General features: G+C 70.7%; 13 protein-coding genes and 2 tRNA genes. 7 read left to right on the forward strand and 8 right to left on the reverse strand.

All coding sequences use genetic code 11. The features are described 5' to 3' along the window. The first annotated feature begins 227 nt into the window (after nt 1-227). The gene (gene thiC, locus ACSU6L_RS18795) at nt 228-2,033 is read left to right on the forward strand and encodes a phosphomethylpyrimidine synthase ThiC (RefSeq protein WP_073944762.1); all 1,806 of its coding nucleotides are present in this window, start codon (nt 228-230) and stop codon (nt 2,031-2,033) included. A 200-nt stretch (nt 2,034-2,233) separates the two neighbouring features. Here thiC and ACSU6L_RS18800 read toward each other — a convergent pair whose 3' ends face one another. From ACSU6L_RS18800 to ACSU6L_RS18810, 3 genes are all read right to left on the reverse strand, one after another. Next, nucleotides 2,234-3,100 carry a hypothetical protein gene (locus ACSU6L_RS18800; RefSeq protein WP_365508855.1) on the reverse strand — a complete coding sequence of 289 codons (867 nt, stop codon included), beginning with the start codon at nt 3,098-3,100 and terminating at the stop codon, nt 2,234-2,236. 193 nt (nt 3,101-3,293) lie between these two features. Then, nucleotides 3,294-4,391 (reverse strand): metallophosphoesterase, encoded by a 1,098-nt coding sequence (locus ACSU6L_RS18805; protein WP_437064952.1) that lies wholly within the window; start codon nt 4,389-4,391, stop codon nt 3,294-3,296. Nucleotides 4,392-4,574: 183 nt separating this feature from the next. Beyond that, complete coding sequence (locus ACSU6L_RS18810; protein WP_073944765.1) at nt 4,575-5,687, reverse strand: LacI family DNA-binding transcriptional regulator; 1,113 nt, start codon at nt 5,685-5,687, stop codon at nt 4,575-4,577. Nucleotides 5,688-6,126: 439 nt separating this feature from the next. Here ACSU6L_RS18810 and hisC point away from each other — a divergent pair, with 439 nt between their 5' ends. Then, entirely contained in the window at nt 6,127-7,206 is a 1,080-nt protein-coding gene (hisC, locus tag ACSU6L_RS18815) for a histidinol-phosphate transaminase (RefSeq protein WP_437058284.1), read from the forward strand. A gap of 198 nt (nt 7,207-7,404) precedes the next feature. Here hisC and ACSU6L_RS18820 read toward each other — a convergent pair whose 3' ends face one another. Next, nucleotides 7,405-7,818 (reverse strand): cyclophilin-like fold protein, encoded by a 414-nt coding sequence (locus ACSU6L_RS18820; protein ID WP_437058286.1) that lies wholly within the window; start codon nt 7,816-7,818, stop codon nt 7,405-7,407. Between the two features lie 208 nt (nt 7,819-8,026). Here ACSU6L_RS18820 and ACSU6L_RS18825 point away from each other — a divergent pair, with 208 nt between their 5' ends. The 4 genes from ACSU6L_RS18825 to ACSU6L_RS18840 all read left to right on the forward strand — a co-directional run bounded on the left by ACSU6L_RS18825 (nt 8,027) and on the right by ACSU6L_RS18840 (nt 15,533). Beyond that, complete coding sequence (locus ACSU6L_RS18825) at nt 8,027-9,532, forward strand: cytochrome ubiquinol oxidase subunit I (protein ID WP_437058288.1); 1,506 nt, start codon at nt 8,027-8,029, stop codon at nt 9,530-9,532. A gap of 20 nt (nt 9,533-9,552) precedes the next feature. After that, the gene (gene cydB / locus ACSU6L_RS18830; protein WP_437058290.1) at nt 9,553-10,650 is read left to right on the forward strand and encodes a cytochrome d ubiquinol oxidase subunit II; all 1,098 of its coding nucleotides are present in this window, start codon (nt 9,553-9,555) and stop codon (nt 10,648-10,650) included. A 12-nt stretch (nt 10,651-10,662) separates the two neighbouring features. Continuing rightward, nucleotides 10,663-14,319, forward strand: coding sequence for a thiol reductant ABC exporter subunit CydD (gene cydD / locus ACSU6L_RS18835; RefSeq protein ID WP_437058292.1), 3,657 nt, complete (start codon nt 10,663-10,665; stop codon nt 14,317-14,319). 161 nt (nt 14,320-14,480) lie between these two features. Continuing rightward, nucleotides 14,481-15,533, forward strand: coding sequence for a peptidoglycan DD-metalloendopeptidase family protein (locus tag ACSU6L_RS18840; protein WP_437058294.1), 1,053 nt, complete (start codon nt 14,481-14,483; stop codon nt 15,531-15,533). Between the two features lie 166 nt (nt 15,534-15,699). On the opposite strand, the gene ACSU6L_RS18845 is transcribed toward ACSU6L_RS18840, so the two are convergent. The 4 genes from ACSU6L_RS18845 to ACSU6L_RS18860 all read right to left on the reverse strand — a co-directional run bounded on the left by ACSU6L_RS18845 (nt 15,700) and on the right by ACSU6L_RS18860 (nt 18,184). Further along, nucleotides 15,700-16,587 (reverse strand): HAD hydrolase family protein, encoded by an 888-nt coding sequence (locus ACSU6L_RS18845; protein ID WP_437058296.1) that lies wholly within the window; start codon nt 16,585-16,587, stop codon nt 15,700-15,702. A gap of 76 nt (nt 16,588-16,663) precedes the next feature. Continuing rightward, the gene (locus ACSU6L_RS18850; protein WP_437058298.1) at nt 16,664-17,566 is read right to left on the reverse strand and encodes an LLM class flavin-dependent oxidoreductase; all 903 of its coding nucleotides are present in this window, start codon (nt 17,564-17,566) and stop codon (nt 16,664-16,666) included. A 231-nt stretch (nt 17,567-17,797) separates the two neighbouring features. Continuing rightward, nucleotides 17,798-17,870, reverse strand: a tRNA-Arg gene (locus tag ACSU6L_RS18855). 223 nt (nt 17,871-18,093) lie between these two features. Further along, nucleotides 18,094-18,184, reverse strand: a tRNA-Ser gene (locus tag ACSU6L_RS18860). A 190-nt stretch (nt 18,185-18,374) separates the two neighbouring features. Here ACSU6L_RS18860 and ACSU6L_RS18865 point away from each other — a divergent pair. Continuing rightward, a complete protein-coding gene (locus ACSU6L_RS18865) occupies nt 18,375-18,860 on the forward strand; it encodes an SSI family serine proteinase inhibitor (protein WP_437058300.1) in 486 nt (161 codons plus the stop codon). The last annotated feature ends 238 nt before the right edge of the window (nt 18,861-19,098 follow it).

The following is a 19,098-nucleotide window of genomic DNA, read 5'->3' on the forward strand; positions in this document are numbered from 1 at the left end:
GGCCCTCTGTTCACCGCGCCCGAATTGACGCTAGCGTGGGGGCACCTTTGTACACGCGGGAGCTCGGAGCACCGGGCTGAGAGGGCGCTGACCTCCGTCCCAGCGATGTTTCACATGAAACATCACCTCACACGAGTGATGTTTCACACGAGACATCGGCAGACGGATACCGCTGCGTCGACCGCCGAACCTGTTACCGGGTAATGCCGGCGTAGGGAGTAGGTCTCATGACCATCAAGGACGCGCGCACGCCTGCCTCCACGCAGAACGCTGAGATCGCGACGGAGACGTCGACGAACGAGGAGGCCGGGAAGTCCATCGGCTGGCACAAGGCGTACATCGAGGGCACCCGCCCCGATCTGCGGGTGCCGGTCCGTCAGGTGCATCTCACAAACGGGCAGTCGGTCACGCTGTACGACACGTCGGGCCCGTACACCGATCCGCACGTCGAAACCGACGTCCGCAGGGGCCTGCCGCCGCTGCGGGAGAACTGGATCATCGCCCGCGGCGACACCGAGGAGTACGCGGGCCGGCCCGTCCGTCCCGAGGACGACGGCATCAAGCACACCTCGCCGCGCGGCGGGCTGCGCAACCTCGACGCGGTCTTCCCGGGACGACCGCGGCAGCCGCGCCGGGCGCGTGGCGGTGAGGCGGTCACGCAGCTGGCGTATGCACGCCGTGGCGAGATCACGCCGGAGATGGAGTACGTGGCCATCCGAGAGAACGTTTCTCCCGAGGTGGTCCGCGAGGAGATCGCCGCGGGGCGGGCGGTGCTGCCGGCCAACGTCAATCACCCGGAGATCGAGCCGATGATCATCGGCAAGCGGTTCCTGGTGAAGGTCAACGCCAACATCGGCAACTCCGCGGTGACCTCCTCCATCGAGGAGGAGGTCGAGAAGATGACGTGGGCGACCCGCTGGGGCGCCGACACCGTCATGGACCTCTCCACCGGCCGCAACATCCACACCACCCGCGAGTGGGTGCTGCGCAACTCCCCCGTCCCCATCGGCACCGTGCCCCTCTACCAGGCCCTGGAGAAGGTGGACGGCAAGGCCGAGGAGCTGACCTGGGAGATCTACAAGGACACGGTCATCGAGCAGGCCGAGCAGGGCGTGGACTACATGACGGTCCACGCGGGCGTGCGGCTGGCGTACGTCCCGCTCACCGCGAACCGCAAGACCGGCATCGTCTCGCGCGGCGGCTCGATCATGGCGGCGTGGTGCCTGGCGCACCACAAGGAGTCGTTCCTCTACGAGAACTTCGAGGAGCTCTGCGAGATCCTCGCCGCGTACGACGTCACCTACTCGCTCGGTGACGGCCTGCGGCCCGGCTCGATCGCGGACGCCAACGACGCCGCCCAGTTCGCCGAGTTGAAGACGCTCGGGGAACTCAACCGGATCGCGAAGCGTTTCAATGTGCAGACGATGATCGAGGGCCCCGGTCACGTCCCGATGCACAAGATCAAGGAGAACATCGACCTTCAGCAGGAGATCTGTGATGAAGCTCCGTTCTATACGCTCGGCCCGCTGACGACGGACGTCGCTCCGGCGTACGACCACATCACCTCCGGCATCGGCGCCGCGATGATCGCCTGGTGGGGCACGGCCATGCTCTGCTACGTCACGCCCAAGGAGCACTTGGGGCTGCCCAACCGGGACGACGTCAAGACCGGCGTCATCACCTACAAGATCGCCGCCCACGCGGCCGACCTCGCCAAGGGGCACCCCGGTGCGCAGGAGTGGGACGACGCGCTGTCCGACGCCCGCTTCGAGTTCCGCTGGGAGGACCAGTTCAACCTGGCCCTCGACCCGGACACGGCCCGCGAGTTCCACGACGAGACCCTGCCGGCCGAGCCCGCCAAGACGGCGCACTTCTGCTCGATGTGCGGGCCGAAGTTCTGCTCGATGAAGATCTCCCAGGACATCCGCCGCGAACACGGCGGTACCCAGTCGGAGATCGAGCAGGGCATGGCCCAGAAGTCGAAGGAGTTCGCCGCGGCCGGCAACCGGGTGTACCTGCCGATCGCGGACTGACCCGCGCCCGGCCGGGCCCCGTCCTCGCCGGACGTCCTCGCCGGGCCCCGTCCTCGCGCCGGACCGTGTCTTCGCGCCGGGCCGGCGCCTCCGGGCACGCCGTCGTCCTGCGGCGGCCCGGCGAGGAGCCGGTCGTCGGATCGAGCCCTCGGATGGAGCCGTCGGATTGCGCTCCCCTGGGCGGGCGCGCGGACCGAGGGTCACTCCGGCCGGTGTTCAGGACCCCCGAAGTCCGGGCTCGTGTAGTCCGGGCTGCTGAAGCTCGGCCGGGGTCCGGTCGTCGGGCCACCGCCCGGGCTGGTGAAGCCGGGGCGGTCGTACCCGAGGTGCGGCATCCGGCCGGCCGGCGCGGGCGGGGCGGTGTGGTGCAGTGCGGCCGTACCGGGCTCGGCGAGGGCGTCCCGCAGGAACGGCAGGATGCCGCGCTCCAGCAGGGCCTCACGCCAGGCTTCCCTGGCCAGGGCCAGCTCGCCGGCGGGTTCGCCGTACGGCCCCGGTTCCGGGGAGGGCCGGTTGCGCAGGGCGGTGAGCAGCAGACCGCCGGCGGCGACCAGGATCGCCAGTGCGGCCACGGCTCCGAACACCCATCCGGTGGTCAGCATGGTCTGGGCGAACGCCTGTCCGGGGGCGAGCATCCGCAGGATGTACCCGACGAGCAGGAAGATCGCTGCGGCGGTTCCGGCCAGGACGGGGGCGAGGACGGCGACGACGGCTATGACGCCCGCGCCGACGGTCTCGGCGGCCTCCCCCACGGTGGTGGCGAGCCCCATCGCGCTCGGTCCCGGCTCCTCGGAGCCGGAGGCGCGGACCGACGACGGGGTGGACGGCGCCGGACGGCGCAGTTCCTCGCGGACCTTCACATAGTGCTGGTACTCGGTCGAGGCGGCCGCCGTGATGAGGGCGGTGGCGCCCAGTGCCATGGTGCGCAGCTGTTCGGTGTTGAGCCGCCGGCCGACGGCGGCCAGTTCCGGGCGGTGTGGTGCGGAGCGCAGCGCCTCGTCGAGGAGCCGCTCGTAGTCCTGGCGGTCCTCACTCAGCAGGTGCTGCGGAACGCTGTTCATGTGCATCCCCCGATGCTCCGTAGGGCTTGGGGCTCGCACGCTGACGAGCCGTCGGGCAGAAACGGAGGGGAGCCTGCTACGGATAAGCCGATGGTAGAGCGGTGACGGTACGTGGTGACAGGGGGTTTGCCGAAATTGGGCCCTGGCCTGCGCCGTCACTCGCCGGTCCGGCGTCGGGGGACGCCTGCCCGGTGAAACGTCATTTATTCAAGGGGAGTTGCTGGACCAGCAGCTTTCCGGCCATGGTCACTCCGCCGTCCATCGCGATGGCGAGTCCGTCGGCGTAGACATGCGGTCCTTCGACCACGGGGCCGCCGTTGTCCTCGCCGTCCTCGGAGCCGACCTCGCCCAGCAGGTACGGAATCGGGCTGTGGCCGTGAACGATGCGGGTGCCGCCGTACGTATCGAGCAGGGAGCGCACGGCGTCCGCGCCGCCCTCGTCGCGGAAGGAGAAGCGCTTGGTGAACTTGCGGAAGAGGTCCCAGACCTCGTCCGCGTCGTTGCGGGTGAGGGTCTCACGGACGTTGTCGTTGACGGCCTCGATGGAGTCGCCGTAGTCGAGATAGGCGGTGGTGTCGGAGTGGACGAGCAGGTGGCCGTCCGTCTCGGTGAGGGCGTCGAGCCGGGCCATCCACTGCAGGTGGTGGTCCTGGAGGCGGTCCATGTCGGTCTTCTGGCCGCCGTTGAGCAACCAGGCCGCCTGGAAGGTGGCGGTGCCCGCGCCGGAGTGGACGGGTGTGTCGCCGAACCGCTTGGCGCCGATGAGCAGCAGTTCGTGGTTGCCCATCAGGGCCTTGCAGTAGCCGCCGGCCGCGGCGGCCTCGGCGGACAGGCGCATCACGAGGTCGATGACGCCGATGCCGTCGGGGCCGCGGTCGGTGAAGTCGCCGAGGAACCACAGCCGGGCCGTGCCCGCGCACCAGTGCCCGGCGGCGTCGATGAGGCCCTTCTCCTGGAGGGCGGCCACCAGTTCCTCGAGATAGCCGTGCACGTCGCCCACGACGAACAGCGGGCCGGGGCCGGGGCCGGCGGCGGGTTGGGCGACGGGCGTCGGGTCGACGTGCACCTGAACCGTGTCACCGCGGTTGATGACGGGCAGGTCGCGCTCGGTCGGCGTGTACTCCTGCGGGAAGCCCACGGGCTCCGCGACGGGCTCGGCGGCGTCGCCGGGGTGCGCGCTGCGGACGTACGGACCGGTCTCGTGGACGTACGCGGGTACCCGGAAGTCGCGCAACGTCGCCGTCCGCTCCACCTCGGGTCCCTGACCGGCCCCCTGAGTCATCGACCCCTCCACCATCGCGCGCCGCTGCACCGCTTCGGACTGCCTGGTCGCAGCGGCCCGCGGTGTCGTGGGCCCATCATAGGAATGCGGATCGCGCCGTGTGATGACCCAGGGGTGGTGAATCAGGGCAAGACTCCGGTTCACCGCGGCTTTCGCCCCGATTGGGCGGGTCTTGGCCCGACCTGGTGACCGCTCCCACTAGCCCTTCTCGGGCGATCGTGGAGGGTTGACCGTCGTCCGGGGCTGGCGTCGCTGGGACGAGGTACGCACGATCAGCTCGGTCGGTATCACCTGCTCGACGGGCTGCTCCGACTCCACGCCCTCGATGGCGTCGATGAGGAGCTGGACCACGGCCGTGCCGATCCGGCGCGGCTTCAGGGAGAGCGTGGTGAGCGGCGGCTCGGTGTTGGCGTAGACGGCGGACTCGCTGCAGCAGACCAGAAGCAGGTCGTCCGGTACGCGCAGTCCGTAGCGGCGGGCGGCGGCGAGCAGGTCGGTGCCGTTGGGGTCGAACAGCCCGTACACCGCGTCGGGCCGGTCGGGGCGGGCGAGCAGCCGGTCCGCGGCGACCGCGCCCGCACAGGGGTCGTGCGCCGGGTAGGCCTCGTACACCGGGTCCTGGCCGACTCGCTCGCACCAGCGCAGGTAGGCGGTGGTCGACAGGTGGGTGTACGTGTCCGTGGTGGTGCCCGTGAGCAGGCCGATCCGGCGGGCGCCGGCGTCGGCCAGGTGGTCGAGGATGCCCATGACGGCGGCCTCGTGGTCGTTGTCCACCCAGGCGGTGACCGGCAGCGAGCCGGCCGGGCGGCCGTCGGAGACCACCGGTAAACCCTGCCGGACCAGTTCGCTGACGACCGGGTCCTGGTCGGAGGGGTCGATGACGACCGTGCCGTCCAGGGCGACGTTCGACCAGACGTCGTGGCGGGAGGTCGCCGGGAGGATGACCAGGGCGTAGCCGCGGGCGAGCGCGGCCGAGGTGGCGGCCCGCGCCATCTCCGCGAAGTACGCGAACTCGGTGAAGGTGAAAGGTTCATCCCCGTACGTGGTCACGGTCAGGCCGATGAGGCCCGACTTGCCGGTACGGAGGGTGCGGGCCGCGGCCGAGGGGCGATAGCCCAGCCGGTCGGCGACCTCTCGGACATGGCGTCGGGTGGCGTCCGGGAGCCGGCCCTTGCCGTTGAGGGCGTCGGAGACGGTCGTGATGGAGACCCCGGCGGCGGCGGCCACGTCTCTGATGCCCGCCCGGCCCGGCCGGCTGCCTCGACGTGAGGTTTCCGCGCGGCTCACCTGGTGCTTCCCTGCTGCTGTCATGGCGAGCCGATAGTAGGGCTCATGCGCCGGGGTAGTGCGGACGCATATGCAACCGTTGACAGGCACGTTTCTGCATGGTGAAAGCGAGCCAATTGCCTTGGAATGCAAGGGAGTTGGGGCTGCGTGGCATAGGACGTGACTCGTTGGCGTGCACCGGCCTGCCAAGTCGCCGAGGTATCGAAGAGGTCTCAACTCACCTTCACGAGGGACGCGCGCCACGGCGTGAGCCACCGGCGCATAGATATATGTACGGCGCGCCCCCCGGCTTCGTACGCCTTCGCTCAGAGATGCCCCTGTTGCCCATGAGACACCTGAGGTTTTCCTCTCAGCGAGGAGGTCCGCGCTCACCTGTTCGCAGCAGGGCCGAATCCTCATAAGGTGAGAAGCATTGGAAGCCGGCGGCGGTCAGGCGGCGTCGGTGGTCGCGAGGAGGACTGCGGTGAGCGAGACGAGCCCCAAGCTGCGCGCCGAGCTGGAGGGTATCCCCACCTACAAGCCGGGCAAGCCCGCGGCCGCAGGCGGCCCGGTGGCCTACAAGCTCTCCTCCAACGAGAACCCCTATCCGCCGCTGCCCGGTGTGCTGGAGAGCGTCACGGCCGCGGCCTCGTCCTTCAACCGCTACCCGGACATGGCCTGCACGGGCCTGATGAACGAGCTGGCCGAGCGGTTCGGGGTGCCCGTCACCCACGTGTCCACCGGCACCGGCTCGGTCGGTGTGGCCCAGCAGCTGATCCAGGCCACCTCCGGCCCCGGAGACGAGGTGATCTACGCCTGGCGGTCCTTCGAGGCGTACCCGATCATCACGCAGATCAGCGGGGCGACCTCGGTACAGGTGCCGCTGACGCCGGGCGATGTGCACGACCTGGAGGCGATGGCGGAGGCCATCACCGAGCGGACCCGGCTGATCTTCGTCTGCAACCCCAACAACCCCACCGGTACGGTGGTCCGCCGGGCCGAGCTGGAGCGCTTCCTGGACCGGGTGCCCAGCGATGTGCTGGTCGTCCTCGACGAGGCGTACCGGGAGTTCATCCGTGACCCCGAGGTGCCGGACGGCGTCGAGCTGTACCGGAACCGGCCGAACGTCTGTGTGCTGCGCACCTTCTCCAAGGCGTACGGCCTCGCCGGGCTGCGGGTCGGCTTCGCGATCGCCCACGAGCCGGTGGCGGCGGCGTTGCGCAAGACGGCCGTGCCGTTCGGGGTGAGCCAGCTGGCCCAGGAGGCGGCGATCGCCTCCCTGCGTGCCGAGGACGAACTGCTCGGCCGGGTCGGCTCGCTGGTGTGCGAACGCATCCGCGTGGTCGACGGGCTGCGCGCCCAGGGCTGGACGGTGCCGGAGACCCAGGCGAACTTCGTGTGGCTGCGGCTGGGGGAGCGCACGATGGCCTTCGCCGAGGCCTGCGAGCAGGCGGGCGTGGTCGTGCGGCCGTTCCCCGGTGAGGGTGTCCGGGTGACGATCGGGGAGGCCGAGGGCAACGACATCTTCCTCAAGGTGTCGGAGGCGCTTCGCAAGGAAGTCTGAGCAAGAGGCTCGGCAGGAAGGTCTGAATCAAGGGCTGTGTGAGCCCGAGAGCGGGTCATGGTCACGGCGTTCGTTCGCGCTCCGGCGCGTCGCGCGCCGTGCCCGGCCTGCATCGCGTCGCCGACGCCGTCCATCGCATGCCGTCCATCACACGCCCGTCCCGGTGGTGCGGCACCTGGAACAGGGCTAGGGGACGATCTACAGATCCATGAGCTCCACGCGCACCGGATCACCGTTGCGCACGGTCGCCAGCAGGTGGGGGTCGCCATCGAGGCATCCGAGGATGTTGCAGGGGCTGGCGAGTCGGCATTCGTCGCCGTGTGAGATCGGCGTGGGGCCGTAGGGGAGGGCGAGGGCGTCGCCGTCGGTCCAGAAGGCGACCGTGCCCGGTTCGACGACCTGACGCGCGTCGGTTTCACGTGAAACCGCGACGCCGGTGTCGAAGTAGACCTCCTCACCCCACGTGTGGGCGGTGGAGGTGAGCGGCAGGGCCTTGGTGAGGGCCCGCGTCGTCGGTGTGTCGTCGAGGATCGCGGTCAGGTGGCCCGCCGGCCAGGAGATCCGTATGCGGGTCCGCGCCTCTGAGTGTGTCTGTGAGTGCTCTGTGTGCATGGCGCGCAATTCAACAAGACGTTGAAGTCGCTGCCAAGGGATTGACGCAGAGGCCAAGGAGGGACCCCCCTGTCCAGACCGAAAATCAGTGCGTCATAATTACTTGTGAATGTGAACGCGTTCACAAGCGCGTCCCGATTGCTCCCGTGTTGTGCATGGCATAAGGGGCAAACTGCCGCGTCCACGGCGATGTAAGGAGACTGACGACGTGGAATTGGCTTTGGCGCCGGAGACACTGGCGCGTTGGCAGTTCGGCATCACCACCGTCTACCACTTCCTGTTCGTCCCCCTGACGATCTCGCTCGCCGCCCTCACGGCCGGCCTGCAGACCGCATGGGTGCGCACGGAGAAGGAGAAGTACCTCAGGGCGACGAAGTTCTGGGGCAAGCTCTTCCTGATCAATATCGCGATGGGTGTCGTCACCGGCATCGTGCAGGAGTTCCAGTTCGGCATGAACTGGTCGGACTACTCCCGCTTCGTCGGTGACGTCTTCGGCGCGCCGCTCGCCTTCGAGGCGCTCATCGCCTTCTTCTTCGAGTCCACCTTCATCGGCCTGTGGATCTTCGGCTGGGACAAGCTGCCCAAGAAGATCCACCTGGCCTGCATCTGGATGGTGTCGATCGGCACGCTGCTGTCGGCGTACTTCATCCTCGCGGCGAACTCGTGGATGCAGCACCCGGTCGGCTACCGGATCAACGAGGAGAAGGGCCGGGCCGAGCTGACCGACTTCTGGCTGGTCCTCACCCAGAACACCACGCTCAACCAGGTCTTCCACAGCTTCTCGGCCGCGTTCCTCACCGGTGGCGCCTTCATGGTGGGCATCGCCGCCTTCCACCTGATGCGCAAGAAGCACATCCCGGTGATGCGGACGTCGCTCCGGCTCGGCCTGGTCACCCTGGCCGTCGGCGGCCTGTTCACCGCGGTCAGCGGCGACACCCTCGGCAAGGTCATGTACGAGCAGCAGCCGATGAAGATGGCCGCCGCCGAGGCCCTGTGGGACGGCGAGAAGCCCGCGCCGTTCTCGGTGTTCGCGTACGGGGACGTCGACAAGGGGCACAACACGGTCGCCCTGGAGATCCCCGGCCTGCTGTCCTTCCTCGCCCACAGCGACTTCGAGTCGTACGTACCGGGCATCAACGACACCAACGAGGCCCTCCAGGAGCAGTTCGGGCCCGGCGACTACAAGCCCATCGTCCCCGTCGCCTACTGGGGCTTCCGCTGGATGATCGGCTTCGGCATGGCCTCCTTCTCGCTCGGCGTGCTGGGCCTGTGGCTCACCCGGAAGAAGTTCCTGCTGCCGGCCGCCCACCGCACCGGTGACGACGAGGTGCCGCGACTGGTGCTGCTGAAGAAGCCGCTCGGATCCCGCCTCACCCGGCTGTACTGGCTGCTGGCGCTCTGGACGATGGGCTTCCCGCTGATCGCCAACTCCTGGGGCTGGATCTTCACCGAGATGGGCCGCCAGCCGTGGGTCGTCTACGGCCTGTTCCAGACCCGGGACGCGGTCTCCCCCGGTACCTCCACGGCCGAGGTCCTCACCTCGATGATCACCTTCACCGTGCTCTACGCCGTCCTCGCCGTGATCGAGGTCAAGCTGCTGGTGAAGTACGTCAAGGCCGGCCCGCCCGAGCTGACCGAGGCCGACCTCAACCCGCCCACGAAGATCGGCGGCGACCTCCGTGACGCCGACAAGCCGATGGCCTTCTCGTACTAGGCCGAGGGAGCTGCACAGTCATGGAACTGCACGACGTCTGGTTCGTTCTGATCGCCGTCCTGTGGATCGGCTACTTCTTCCTGGAGGGCTTCGACTTCGGGGTCGGCATCCTCACCAGGCTGCTGGCCCGGAACCGGCCCGAGAAGCGGGTGCTGATCAACACCATCGGCCCGGTCTGGGACGGCAACGAGGTGTGGCTGCTCACCGCGGGCGGCGCCACCTTCGCCGCCTTCCCCGAGTGGTACGCCACCCTCTTCTCCGGCTTCTACCTGCCCCTGCTGCTCATCCTGGTCTGTCTGATCATCCGCGGTGTCGCCTTCGAGTACCGCGCCAAGCGCCCCGAGGAGCACTGGCAGCGCAACTGGGAGACCGCGATCTTCTGGACCTCGCTGCTCCCCGCGTTCCTGTGGGGTGTGGCCTTCGGCAACCTGGTGCGAGGCGTGAAGATCGACCAGGACATGGAGTTCGTCGGCACCGTCGGGGACCTGCTCAACCCGTACGCCCTGCTCGGCGGCCTGGTGACGCTCACCCTGTTCACCTTCCACGGGGCGGTGTTCACCGCCCTGAAGACGGTCGGCGAGATCCGGGAACGCGCCCGGAAGCTGGCGCTCAAGGTCGGCCTCGTCACGGCCGTCCTCGCGCTGGTCTTCCTGCTGTGGACGCAGGCCGACAGCGGGGACGGCAAGAGCCTGGTCGCGCTCGTCGTGGCCGTGGCCGCGCTGCTGGCGGCACTGGCGGCGAACCAGGCAGGGCGTGAGGGCTGGTCGTTCGCGCTGTCCGGCGTCACCATCGTGGCCGCCGTGGCGATGCTCTTCCTGTCGCTCTTCCCGAACGTCATGCCGTCGTCGCTGAACGAGGAGTGGAGCCTCACGGTCACCAACGCCTCGTCCAGCCCGTACACCCTGAAGATCATGACCTGGTGCGCGGCGATCGCCACGCCGCTCGTGCTGCTCTACCAGTCGTGGACGTACTGGGTCTTCCGCAAGCGGATCGGTACCCAGCACATCGCTCCCGACCCGCACGCGGCTCCCGGCGCACACGTTGCCCCGGAAGCGCACGAGGTTCCTGAATCGCGCACCACTCCCGAACCACACACCACCCCCGAAGCCGCGCACTGAGGTGTGTTTCACGTGAAACCGATCGATCCACGGCTGCTTCGCTACGCCCGGGCCACCCGGTTCTTCCTGGTGGCCGTCATCGGCCTGGGTGCCGTCGGCGCCGGGCTGGTCATCATGCAGGCGATGCTCATCGCCGAGACGGTGGTGGGCGCCTTCCAGCACGGGATGGCGGTCGCGGAACTCCGCACCCCCCTGCTGCTGTTGGTGGCCGTCGCCTGCGGCCGCGCTCTGGTCGCCTGGCTCACCGAGCTGGCCGCCCACCGGGCGAGCGCGGCGGTGAAGTCGGAGCTGCGCGGGCGGCTGCTGGAACGATCGGCGGCACTCGGCCCGGGCTGGCTGAGCGGCCAGCGCACCGGCTCGCTGGTCGCGTTGGCCACGCGGGGAGTGGACGCCCTCGACGACTACTTCTCGCGCTACCTGCCCCAGTTGGGCCTCGCGGTGGTCGTCCCGGTGGCGGTGCTGGCGCGGATCGTCACCGAGGACTGGGTGTCGGCGGTGATCATCGTCGGCACCCTGCCGCTCATCCCCGTCTTCATGGTGCTGATCGGCTGGGCCACCCAGTCCCGGATGGACCGCCAGTGGCAGCTGCTGTCCCGGCTGTCCGGGCACTTCCTGGACGTGGTCGCCGGGCTGCCGACGCTGAAGGTGTTCGGACGGGCCAAGGCCCAGGCCGAGTCGATCAAGCGCATCACCGGTGAGTACCGGCGGGCGACCATGCGCACCCTGCGTATCGCCTTCCTGTCCTCCTTCGCGCTGGAGTTGCTGGCCACCCTCTCCGTGGCGCTGGTCGCCGTGACCATCGGCATGCGGCTGGTCCACGGCGACATGGATCTGTACATCGGCCTGGTCATCCTCGTTCTGGCTCCGGAGGCCTATCTGCCGCTGCGGCAGGTCGGCGCCCAGTACCACGCGGCGGCGGAGGGCCTGGCGGCGGCCGAGGAGATCTTCTCGGTGCTGGAGACCCCGGTACCGGCCTCGGGCACCACGCCCGTCCCGGCCGGGGCGGTGGCCTTCGAGAACGTGACCGTCCGCTACCCGGGACGCTCGGCGGACGCGGTCTCCGGTGTCTCGCTCACCGTCGAACCCGGTGAGACCGTCGCCCTCGTCGGCCCGAGCGGCGCGGGCAAGTCCACGCTGCTCAACGTGGCGCTGGGATTCGTACGGCCCACCGAGGGCCGGGTCCGGATCGGCGGAGCCGACCTCACCGACCTCGACCTGGAGCAGTGGCGCTCACGCATCGCCTGGGTGCCGCAGCGACCGCATCTGTACGCCGGGACGATCGCCGAGAACGTACGGCTGGCCCGTCCCGACGCCGACGACCATGCCCTGCGCCGGGCGCTGAGCGACGCAGGCGCGCTGGGCTTCGTGGACGCCCTCCCCCAGGGCGTCGACACCGTGCTGGGCGAGGACGGAGCGGGCCTCTCGGCCGGGCAGCGTCAGCGGCTCGCCCTGGCCCGCGCGTTCCTCGCCGACCGGCCCGTGCTGCTGCTGGACGAGCCGACGGCCGCGCTCGACGGGGCGACGGAGGCGGAGATCGTCGCGGCGGTCCGCCGCCTCGCCGCCGGGCGCACCGTCCTGCTGGTGGTGCACCGCCCGGCGCTGCTGGGTGTGGCGGACCGGGTCGTACGGCTGGACGGGGCCGACCGCCCCCTTCGGACGGACACGGCGGACCAGGACGTACGACCGGCTGTCACCGACGCCCAGGCGGTACCGCCGGCGACTCCTTCCGCGACGCCCTCGGTACCCCCCGCCCGGACGGCACCCGCCCCGGGCGGCATCCGCCCCGGCCCCGCACCAAAGGCCCCGGCACCGTCACACCCTGACGGCACCCTCGCTGAGCCCGTGCCGGGAATCCCGGTGGAGTCGGCCCCCGTCGGCACCCTCGCGGAGTCCGCGCCGCACCCCCCGGCGAACCCCGCCCCCGACGGCATCCTCGCCCGCGTCCGTCTCCTGTCCTCCGCACGCCGTGGCCGGCTCGCCCTCGCGTTGCTGCTCGGCAGCCTCGCGCTCGGCAGTGCCGTGGGGCTGATGGCGACGTCCGGCTGGCTGATCTCACGGGCCTCGCAGCAGCCGCCCGTGCTGTATCTGATGGTGGCCGTGACGGCGACGCGGGCCTTCGGCATCGGCCGGGCGGTGTTCCGTTACGCCGAGCGGCTGGTGTCGCACGACGCGGTGCTGCGGATGCTGGCCGACACCCGGGTCGCCGTCTTCCGGCGCCTGGAGCGGCTGGCGCCCGCGGGCCTGCGGACGACTCGCCGGGGCGACCTGCTGTCCCGGCTGGTCGCCGACGTGGACGCCCTCCAGGACTACTGGCTGCGCTGGCTGCTCCCGGCCGGTGCCGCGATCGCCGTGTCCGCGCTGTCCGTCGGTTTCACGGCCTGGCTCCTGCCCGAGGCCGGTGCCGCGCTCGCCGTGGGCCTGCTGGCGGCCGGCGCAGGGGTCCCGCTGATCACCGGTGCCGTGGCCCGGCGGGCCGAGCGCCGGCTCGCCCCCGCGCGGGGCGTGCTCGCGACCCGGGTGGCCGACCTGCTCACCGGCACGGCCGAGCTGACCGTCGCCGGTGCCCTGCCCGCCCGTACCGCCGAGACCCGGCGGGCCGACGCCGAGCTGACCCGGATCGCCTCGCGCGCGGCCACCGCCACCGCCCTCGGCGACGGTCTGACCGCGCTGATCTCCGGCCTGACCGTCGCCGCCGCCGCGCTCGCCGGTGTCCAGGCCGTGGCCGACGGACGGCTGAGCGGTGTGGCGCTGGCCGTCGTCGTGCTCACTCCGCTCGCCGCCTTCGAGGCGGTTCTCGGGCTGCCGCTGGCCGTGCAGTACCGGCAGCGGGTGCGCCGCAGCGCGGAGCGCGTGTACGAGGTGCTGGACGCCCCCGAGCCGGTCCGGGAGCCCGCGCGGCCCCGGCAGGCGCCCGCGACACCGTTCCCGCTCGTGCTGCGCGATCTGGCCGCCCGCCACGCCGGCCAGGACCGGGACGCGCTCGCCGGTCTCGACCTCACCCTGGAGCGCGGACGGCGGATCGCGATCGTCGGCCCGTCGGGGTCCGGCAAGACGACCCTGGCGCAGGTGCTGCTGCGGTTCGTGGACGCCCGCGCGGGCTCCTACACGCTGGCCGGTGTGGACGCGTACGCCCTCGACGGCGACGACGTGCGGCGGCTCGTCGGTCTGTGCGCCCAGGACGCGCACCTCTTCGACAGCACCGTGCGGGAGAACCTGCTGCTCGCCCGGCGGGACGCCACGGAGGGCGAGCTGCGCGACGCGCTCGCCCGGGCCCGGCTGCTGGACTGGGCGGACAGCCTGCCCGACGGGCTGGACACGCTCGTCGGCGAGCACGGGGCCCGGCTGTCGGGCGGCCAGCGGCAGCGGCTGGCCCTCGCGCGGGCGCTGCTCGCCGACTTCCCGGTGCTGGTCCTCGACGAGCCGGCGGAGCACCTGGACCTGCCGACGGCCGACGCCCTCACCGCCGACCTGCTGGCCGCCACCGAGGGCCGTACGACGCTCCTGGTCACCCACCGGCTGGCCGGGCTGGAGGCCGTGGACGAGGTGATCGTGCTGGACGCGGGCCGTGTGGTGCAGCGCGGGCCGTACGCCGAACTGGCCGCGGTGGAGGGGCCGCTGCGGGAGATGGTGGCGCGGGAGGCGGAGGCGGAGCTGCCGGCGGCGGTATGACAAGGCGCAGGCGTGCCGCACTGACCCTAGGTTCGTCCGACCCTCCTCTCGGCTGACACGCCGTCAGCAGGGCCCGGGACTGCTCCATCCGAGCCCGTGGATCCCCCATGCGTACGACTTGAACAAGCGGTGCGGTGTCCGTACGGGCCAGGATCGCTGACATGTTGTCACCTCGTCGTCACTCCAAGCTCTACGCCGCGCTCGCCTGCGCGCTCGCCGTGCTCGCCGCTCGGCCCGCCGAGCCCTCGGGCGATGGCGGTGTCGTGGCGGGCGGCGCCAGCCTTGAGGTGGCGCGGCTGTACCGGGAAGCGGCGGTGGTGACGCAGCGGTACGAGCAGGCGCGGCGCGAGGCGGACACACAGCGAGCCGAGGTCGAGCGGCTGGAGGGCCTGCTGGACCGGCAGCGGCAGCGGATCGGTGCGCTGCACGAGGACCTGGGCCGGATCGCCAGCGCTCAGTACCGCGACGGCGGGGGTGTGCCACTGGCCGCCCAGATGCTCCTCTCGGACGATCCGGAGGCGCTGATGCGAAGTCAGCAGGTCTTCTCGCGGGCCGATCAGGCGGTGAAGAACGCGATCGGCAAGAGCCGGGACGCGGAGGCCCGGCTGGCGGCCGACGAGACGAAGGCCGAGAAGGCCTGGCAGGAGCTGGAGAACCGGAACGCCGAGATGGCGGCGATGAAGCAGTCCATCGAGCAGAAGCTGGCGGAGGCGCGCGTCCGGTTGCAGGGCGAGGCGGACGCGTCGGCGGCGGCGGGCACCTGCCGGGGCGCGGTACGCCTGGACCAGCCGGAGACGTCCTTCACGAACGCCTGGGTCGCGCCGGTGGAGACGTACGAGATGTCCGCCGGGTTCGGCAGCGGCGGTGCCCGGTGGGCCAACGTGCACACCGGGCAGGACTTCGCGGTGCCCATCGGCACGCCGGTGCGGGCGGTCGGCGAGGGCAAGGTGGTGCGGGTGGTGTGCGGCGGCGCCTTCGGCATCCAGATCGTGCTGGAACACCCGGACGGCTACTACACGCAGTACGCCCATCTCGCGTCCGTCGCCGTCGACCAGGGCGAGCGGGTGGAGACCGGCCAGTGGATCGGCCAGGCAGGTACGACCGGCAACTCCACCGGCCCGCACCTGCACTTCGAGGTCCGGGTCACCCCGGAGCACGGCTCGGGCGTCGACCCGGTGCCGTGGCTGACGGAGCGAAACGTCCCGATCGGCTAGGCCCTGTCGTTTGGATCATCCCGGCGTCGCGGGATCCGGCACGCACTCCCCCTTGCAGCTGCACGCACCAGACCCCGCTCGGCTCGGCCAGGACGCACCGTCCCTCACAGCCGGTCTGATCCAAACGACAGAGCCTAGCGCGGGCACCGGCCCGGAAGCATGGGAGCTAGCCCCGCTCCGTCAGCAGCCGCTCGATCACGACCGCGACCCCGTCGTCGTTGTTGGCGACCGTGCGGCCCGAGGCGGCGGCGATCACGTCCGGGTGGGCGTTGCCCATGGCGTACGACCGGCCGGCCCACGTCAGCATCTCGACGTCGTTCGGCATGTCCCCGAAGGCGACGACCTCCTCGTGCGAGATGCCCCGGTCGGCGCAGCACAGGGCGAGCGTGCTGGCCTTGGAGACGCCCGGCCCGCTGATCTCCAGCAGGGCGCTGGGGCTGGAGCGGGTGACGTTGGCGCGCTCGCCGATGGCGAGCCGGGCCAGGGTGAGGAAGGCGTCCGGGTCGAGCGTCGGGTGGTACGCGAGGATCTTCAGCACCGGCTCCCCGGCACCGGGGGCGTCCGGCGCCAGCAGCCGCTCGGCCGACGCGAGTGTGTCCGGGATCTCCATGTGCAGCTTGGGATAGTCCGGCTCCTGGTGGAAGCCGTACGTCTGCTCCACCGCGTACACGGTTCCCGGCGCCGCGTCCCGCAGCAGTCGTACGGCGTCCAGCGCGTTCTCCCGCGCCAGCTCGCGCACCTTCACGAACCGGTGGGTGCCGGGGCCGCCGTGCAGGTCGACCACGGCGGCGCCGTTGCCGCAGATCGCCAGGCCGTGGCCGTGGACGTGGTCGCTGACGACGTCCATCCAGCGGGCCGGGCGGCCGGTGACGAAGAAGACCTCGATGCCCGCCTCCTCGGCGGCGGCGAGGGCGGCGACCGTGCGCGGGGACACCGACTTGTCGTCGCGCAGCAGCGTGCCGTCGAGGTCGGTGGCGATCAGGCGGGGCGGTATCGCGGGGGCCGGGGTCTCGGGCTGTCGAGTCGCTGAGGTCACCGCGTCATTCTCCCGCATATGCCCGCACGGTCGTGCGGGTCTCCGCACATCTGAGTGGTGACGGTCCTCACCAGCACCGTCACGCTCCGTCGTCTCAGTCCAGCTGGGCCAGTGCCTCCATGGCGATCTGCTCGAAGACCTTCAGGTCCGCGGCGAAGTCCGAGTCGGGGATGGGCCAGTGGATCACGATCTCCGTGAAGCCCAACTCCCGGTGCCGGCCCGCGAAGTCGACGAAGGCGTCCAGGGACTCCAGCGGCCGGCCGCGGTCCGGGGTGAAGCCGGTGAGCAGAACCTTGTCGAGCGCCCGCACATCCCGTCCGGCCACCGCGCAGGCGTCCGCCAGCTTCTCGATCTGCCCGCGGATCGCCTGGACCGACTGCTCGGGCGTCCCCGTCTCGTACAGCTTCGGGTCGCCGGTGGTCACCCACGCCTGCCCGTACCGGGCCGCCAGCTTCAGCCCGCGCGGGCCGGTGGCGGCGATGGCGAAGGGGAGCCGGGGCCGCTGCGCGCAGCCGGGGATGTTCCGCGCCTCGTGCGCCGAGTAGAAGTCGCCCTCGTACGACACCGAGTCCTCGGTCAGCAGCCGGTCCAGCAGCGGCACGAACTCGGCGAACCGGTCGGCCCGCTCGCGCGGCGTCCACGGTTCCTGGCCGAGCGCGGTGGCGTCGAAGCCGGTGCCGCCCGCGCCGATGCCGAGCGTGACCCGGCCGTCGGAGATGTCGTCCAGGGAGATCAGCTCCTTGGCGAGGGTCACCGGGTGCCGGAAGTTCGGCGAGGTCACCAGGGTGCCCAGCCGCAGCCGGTCGGTCACGGCCGCCGCGGCCGTCAGCGTCGGAACGGCGCCGAACCACGGGCCGTCCCGGAAGCTGCGCCAGGACAGATGGTCGTAGGTGTAAGCGGTGTGGAAGCCGAGCTGCTCCGCACGCTGCCACGCCTCCTTGGCGCCCTCGTGCCAGCGGCGGTACGGGAGGATCACGGTGCTCAGACGCAGACTCATGCATCGAGCGTATGCGCCGCTCGGTGTTTCACGTGAAACAGTCACCGTGCGCGGCAGACCGGCCACGGACGGGGAGACGGGCCTCGGGAGAGACGTGGATCACTCAGTCGATATACATCCTGAGGTTTGATCCACAGCAAGTGCAGTTATCCACAGGGATTTTGGTGCTTCCTGTGGACAATCCCCGGCAACGCCAGAGGCCCCGGATCTCTCCGGGGCCTCTCACCTGTGTGCACTCGGCAGGATTCGAACCTGCAACCTTCTGATCCGTAGTCAGATGCTCTATCCGTTAAGCTACGAGTGCTTGTTCTTTTTTCTCCGCCGCTCCTGGTCCTTTCGGCCCGCTCGCGGCGACAGGAAGAACATTACATGACTGCCGCCGTCATGTGAAATCCGATTGGCTCACCCCGTCTGACCTGCGGAAACGCCGGATGAGGGGTGTCGGGCACGGAGCGGGGCGGGGGCGCTGACCAGGCGGGAACGACGAAGCCCCGGTCCGTGTGGACCGGGGCTTCGGTGATCTTGCGCGGAGGCGGAGGGATTTGAACCCTCGATGGGCTTTAAGGCCCAAACCGCATTAGCAGTGCGGCGCCATAGACCGGACTAGGCGACGCCTCCAGCACAGCCGCCCGCGCGAGCGCGAGTGGTGCGTGCAGATGATGACACAGTCGAGCGTGCTGTCACCAATCGCCCCCCACGGTACTAGGCAGGCGGGCCACAGAGCAAAGGGCTTCCCGGGTGAAGCCCGAGGGAGATTCGCCGGGGGCGTCGAACGCAACGTGGAGACGCGTGCGGCGTTAGTCAGGGCATGTCGCAGGTCACCACCCCCCACGCACTCCGCCGGCTGATCGTCGCCGTCGGCACCTCTCTCGCCGCGCTCGGCTCGCTCTCCGCCGCGCCCGCCGCCGTCGCCGTCACCGCGGCTCCGTCCCCCGCCCCGCCGCCGCCCCTCCACGGCGCCGGCCTGGGGGACCACCTCACGGTCGCCGTCCGGCACATGGGCGGCGGCGCGGACGGCACGTTCCGGCTGGCCTGCCACCCGGCCGGCGGCAGCCACCCGGACGCGGGCGGGGCCTGCGCGAGTGTCGACCGGAACACCCGGTGGGGCGAGGACGTCTTCGCGCCCGTTCCCGAAGGCACCGTCTGCACCATGCAGTACGGCGGTTCCGCCACCGCGCGCGTCACCGGAACCTGGGCCGGACGCCCCGTCGACGCCACGTTCGACCGCAGCAACGGCTGCGAGATCGCTCGCTGGGACCGGCTCGTACCGCTGCTGCCGGCCCCCAGCGAGTAGGACCGGGCCCGGAAGAGCGGGAACGGCAGGTGGACGGGAGAAGGAGAGAACGCGGGCCTCTGTAGACGTCCTGCGGAGGTGGCGAGAAGGAGCGCATGGGCGTGGACGTACGCGGTCATGCGCTCCCTGCCGGTCCGACGCCACCGGTCGTCACCGGCTCGTGCGACCTCTCTCCCATCCGGCGTCGCGAGCGCAACCCCAGCCCTTAGACTCCCTCGCGTGACACGCCGCGGGCCGG

The sequence above is a fragment of the Streptomyces sp. enrichment culture genome (genome assembly GCF_964272855.1).
Classification (GTDB): Bacteria; Actinomycetota; Actinomycetes; order Streptomycetales; family Streptomycetaceae; genus Streptomyces.

Excerpts from the sequence above, each read along its gene's own strand:
- thiC (WP_073944762.1), top strand. The coding sequence starts at position 228 with ATGACCATCAAGGACGCGCGCACGCCTGCCTCCACGCAGAACGCTGAG.
- ACSU6L_RS18800 (WP_365508855.1), bottom strand. The coding sequence starts at position 3,100 with ATGCACATGAACAGCGTTCCGCAGCACCTGCTGAGTGAGGACCGCCAG.
- ACSU6L_RS18805 (WP_437064952.1), bottom strand. The coding sequence starts at position 4,391 with ATGGTGGAGGGGTCGATGACTCAGGGGGCCGGTCAGGGACCCGAGGTG.
- ACSU6L_RS18810 (WP_073944765.1), bottom strand. The coding sequence starts at position 5,687 with ATGACAGCAGCAGGGAAGCACCAGGTGAGCCGCGCGGAAACCTCACGT.
- ACSU6L_RS18820 (WP_437058286.1), bottom strand. The coding sequence starts at position 7,818 with ATGCACACAGAGCACTCACAGACACACTCAGAGGCGCGGACCCGCATA.
- cydB (WP_437058290.1), top strand. The coding sequence starts at position 9,553 with ATGGAACTGCACGACGTCTGGTTCGTTCTGATCGCCGTCCTGTGGATC.
- ACSU6L_RS18840 (WP_437058294.1), top strand. The coding sequence starts at position 14,481 with ATGTTGTCACCTCGTCGTCACTCCAAGCTCTACGCCGCGCTCGCCTGC.
- ACSU6L_RS18845 (WP_437058296.1), bottom strand. The coding sequence starts at position 16,587 with ATGCGGGAGAATGACGCGGTGACCTCAGCGACTCGACAGCCCGAGACC.
- ACSU6L_RS18850 (WP_437058298.1), bottom strand. The coding sequence starts at position 17,566 with ATGAGTCTGCGTCTGAGCACCGTGATCCTCCCGTACCGCCGCTGGCAC.
- ACSU6L_RS18865 (WP_437058300.1), top strand. The coding sequence starts at position 18,375 with ATGTCGCAGGTCACCACCCCCCACGCACTCCGCCGGCTGATCGTCGCC.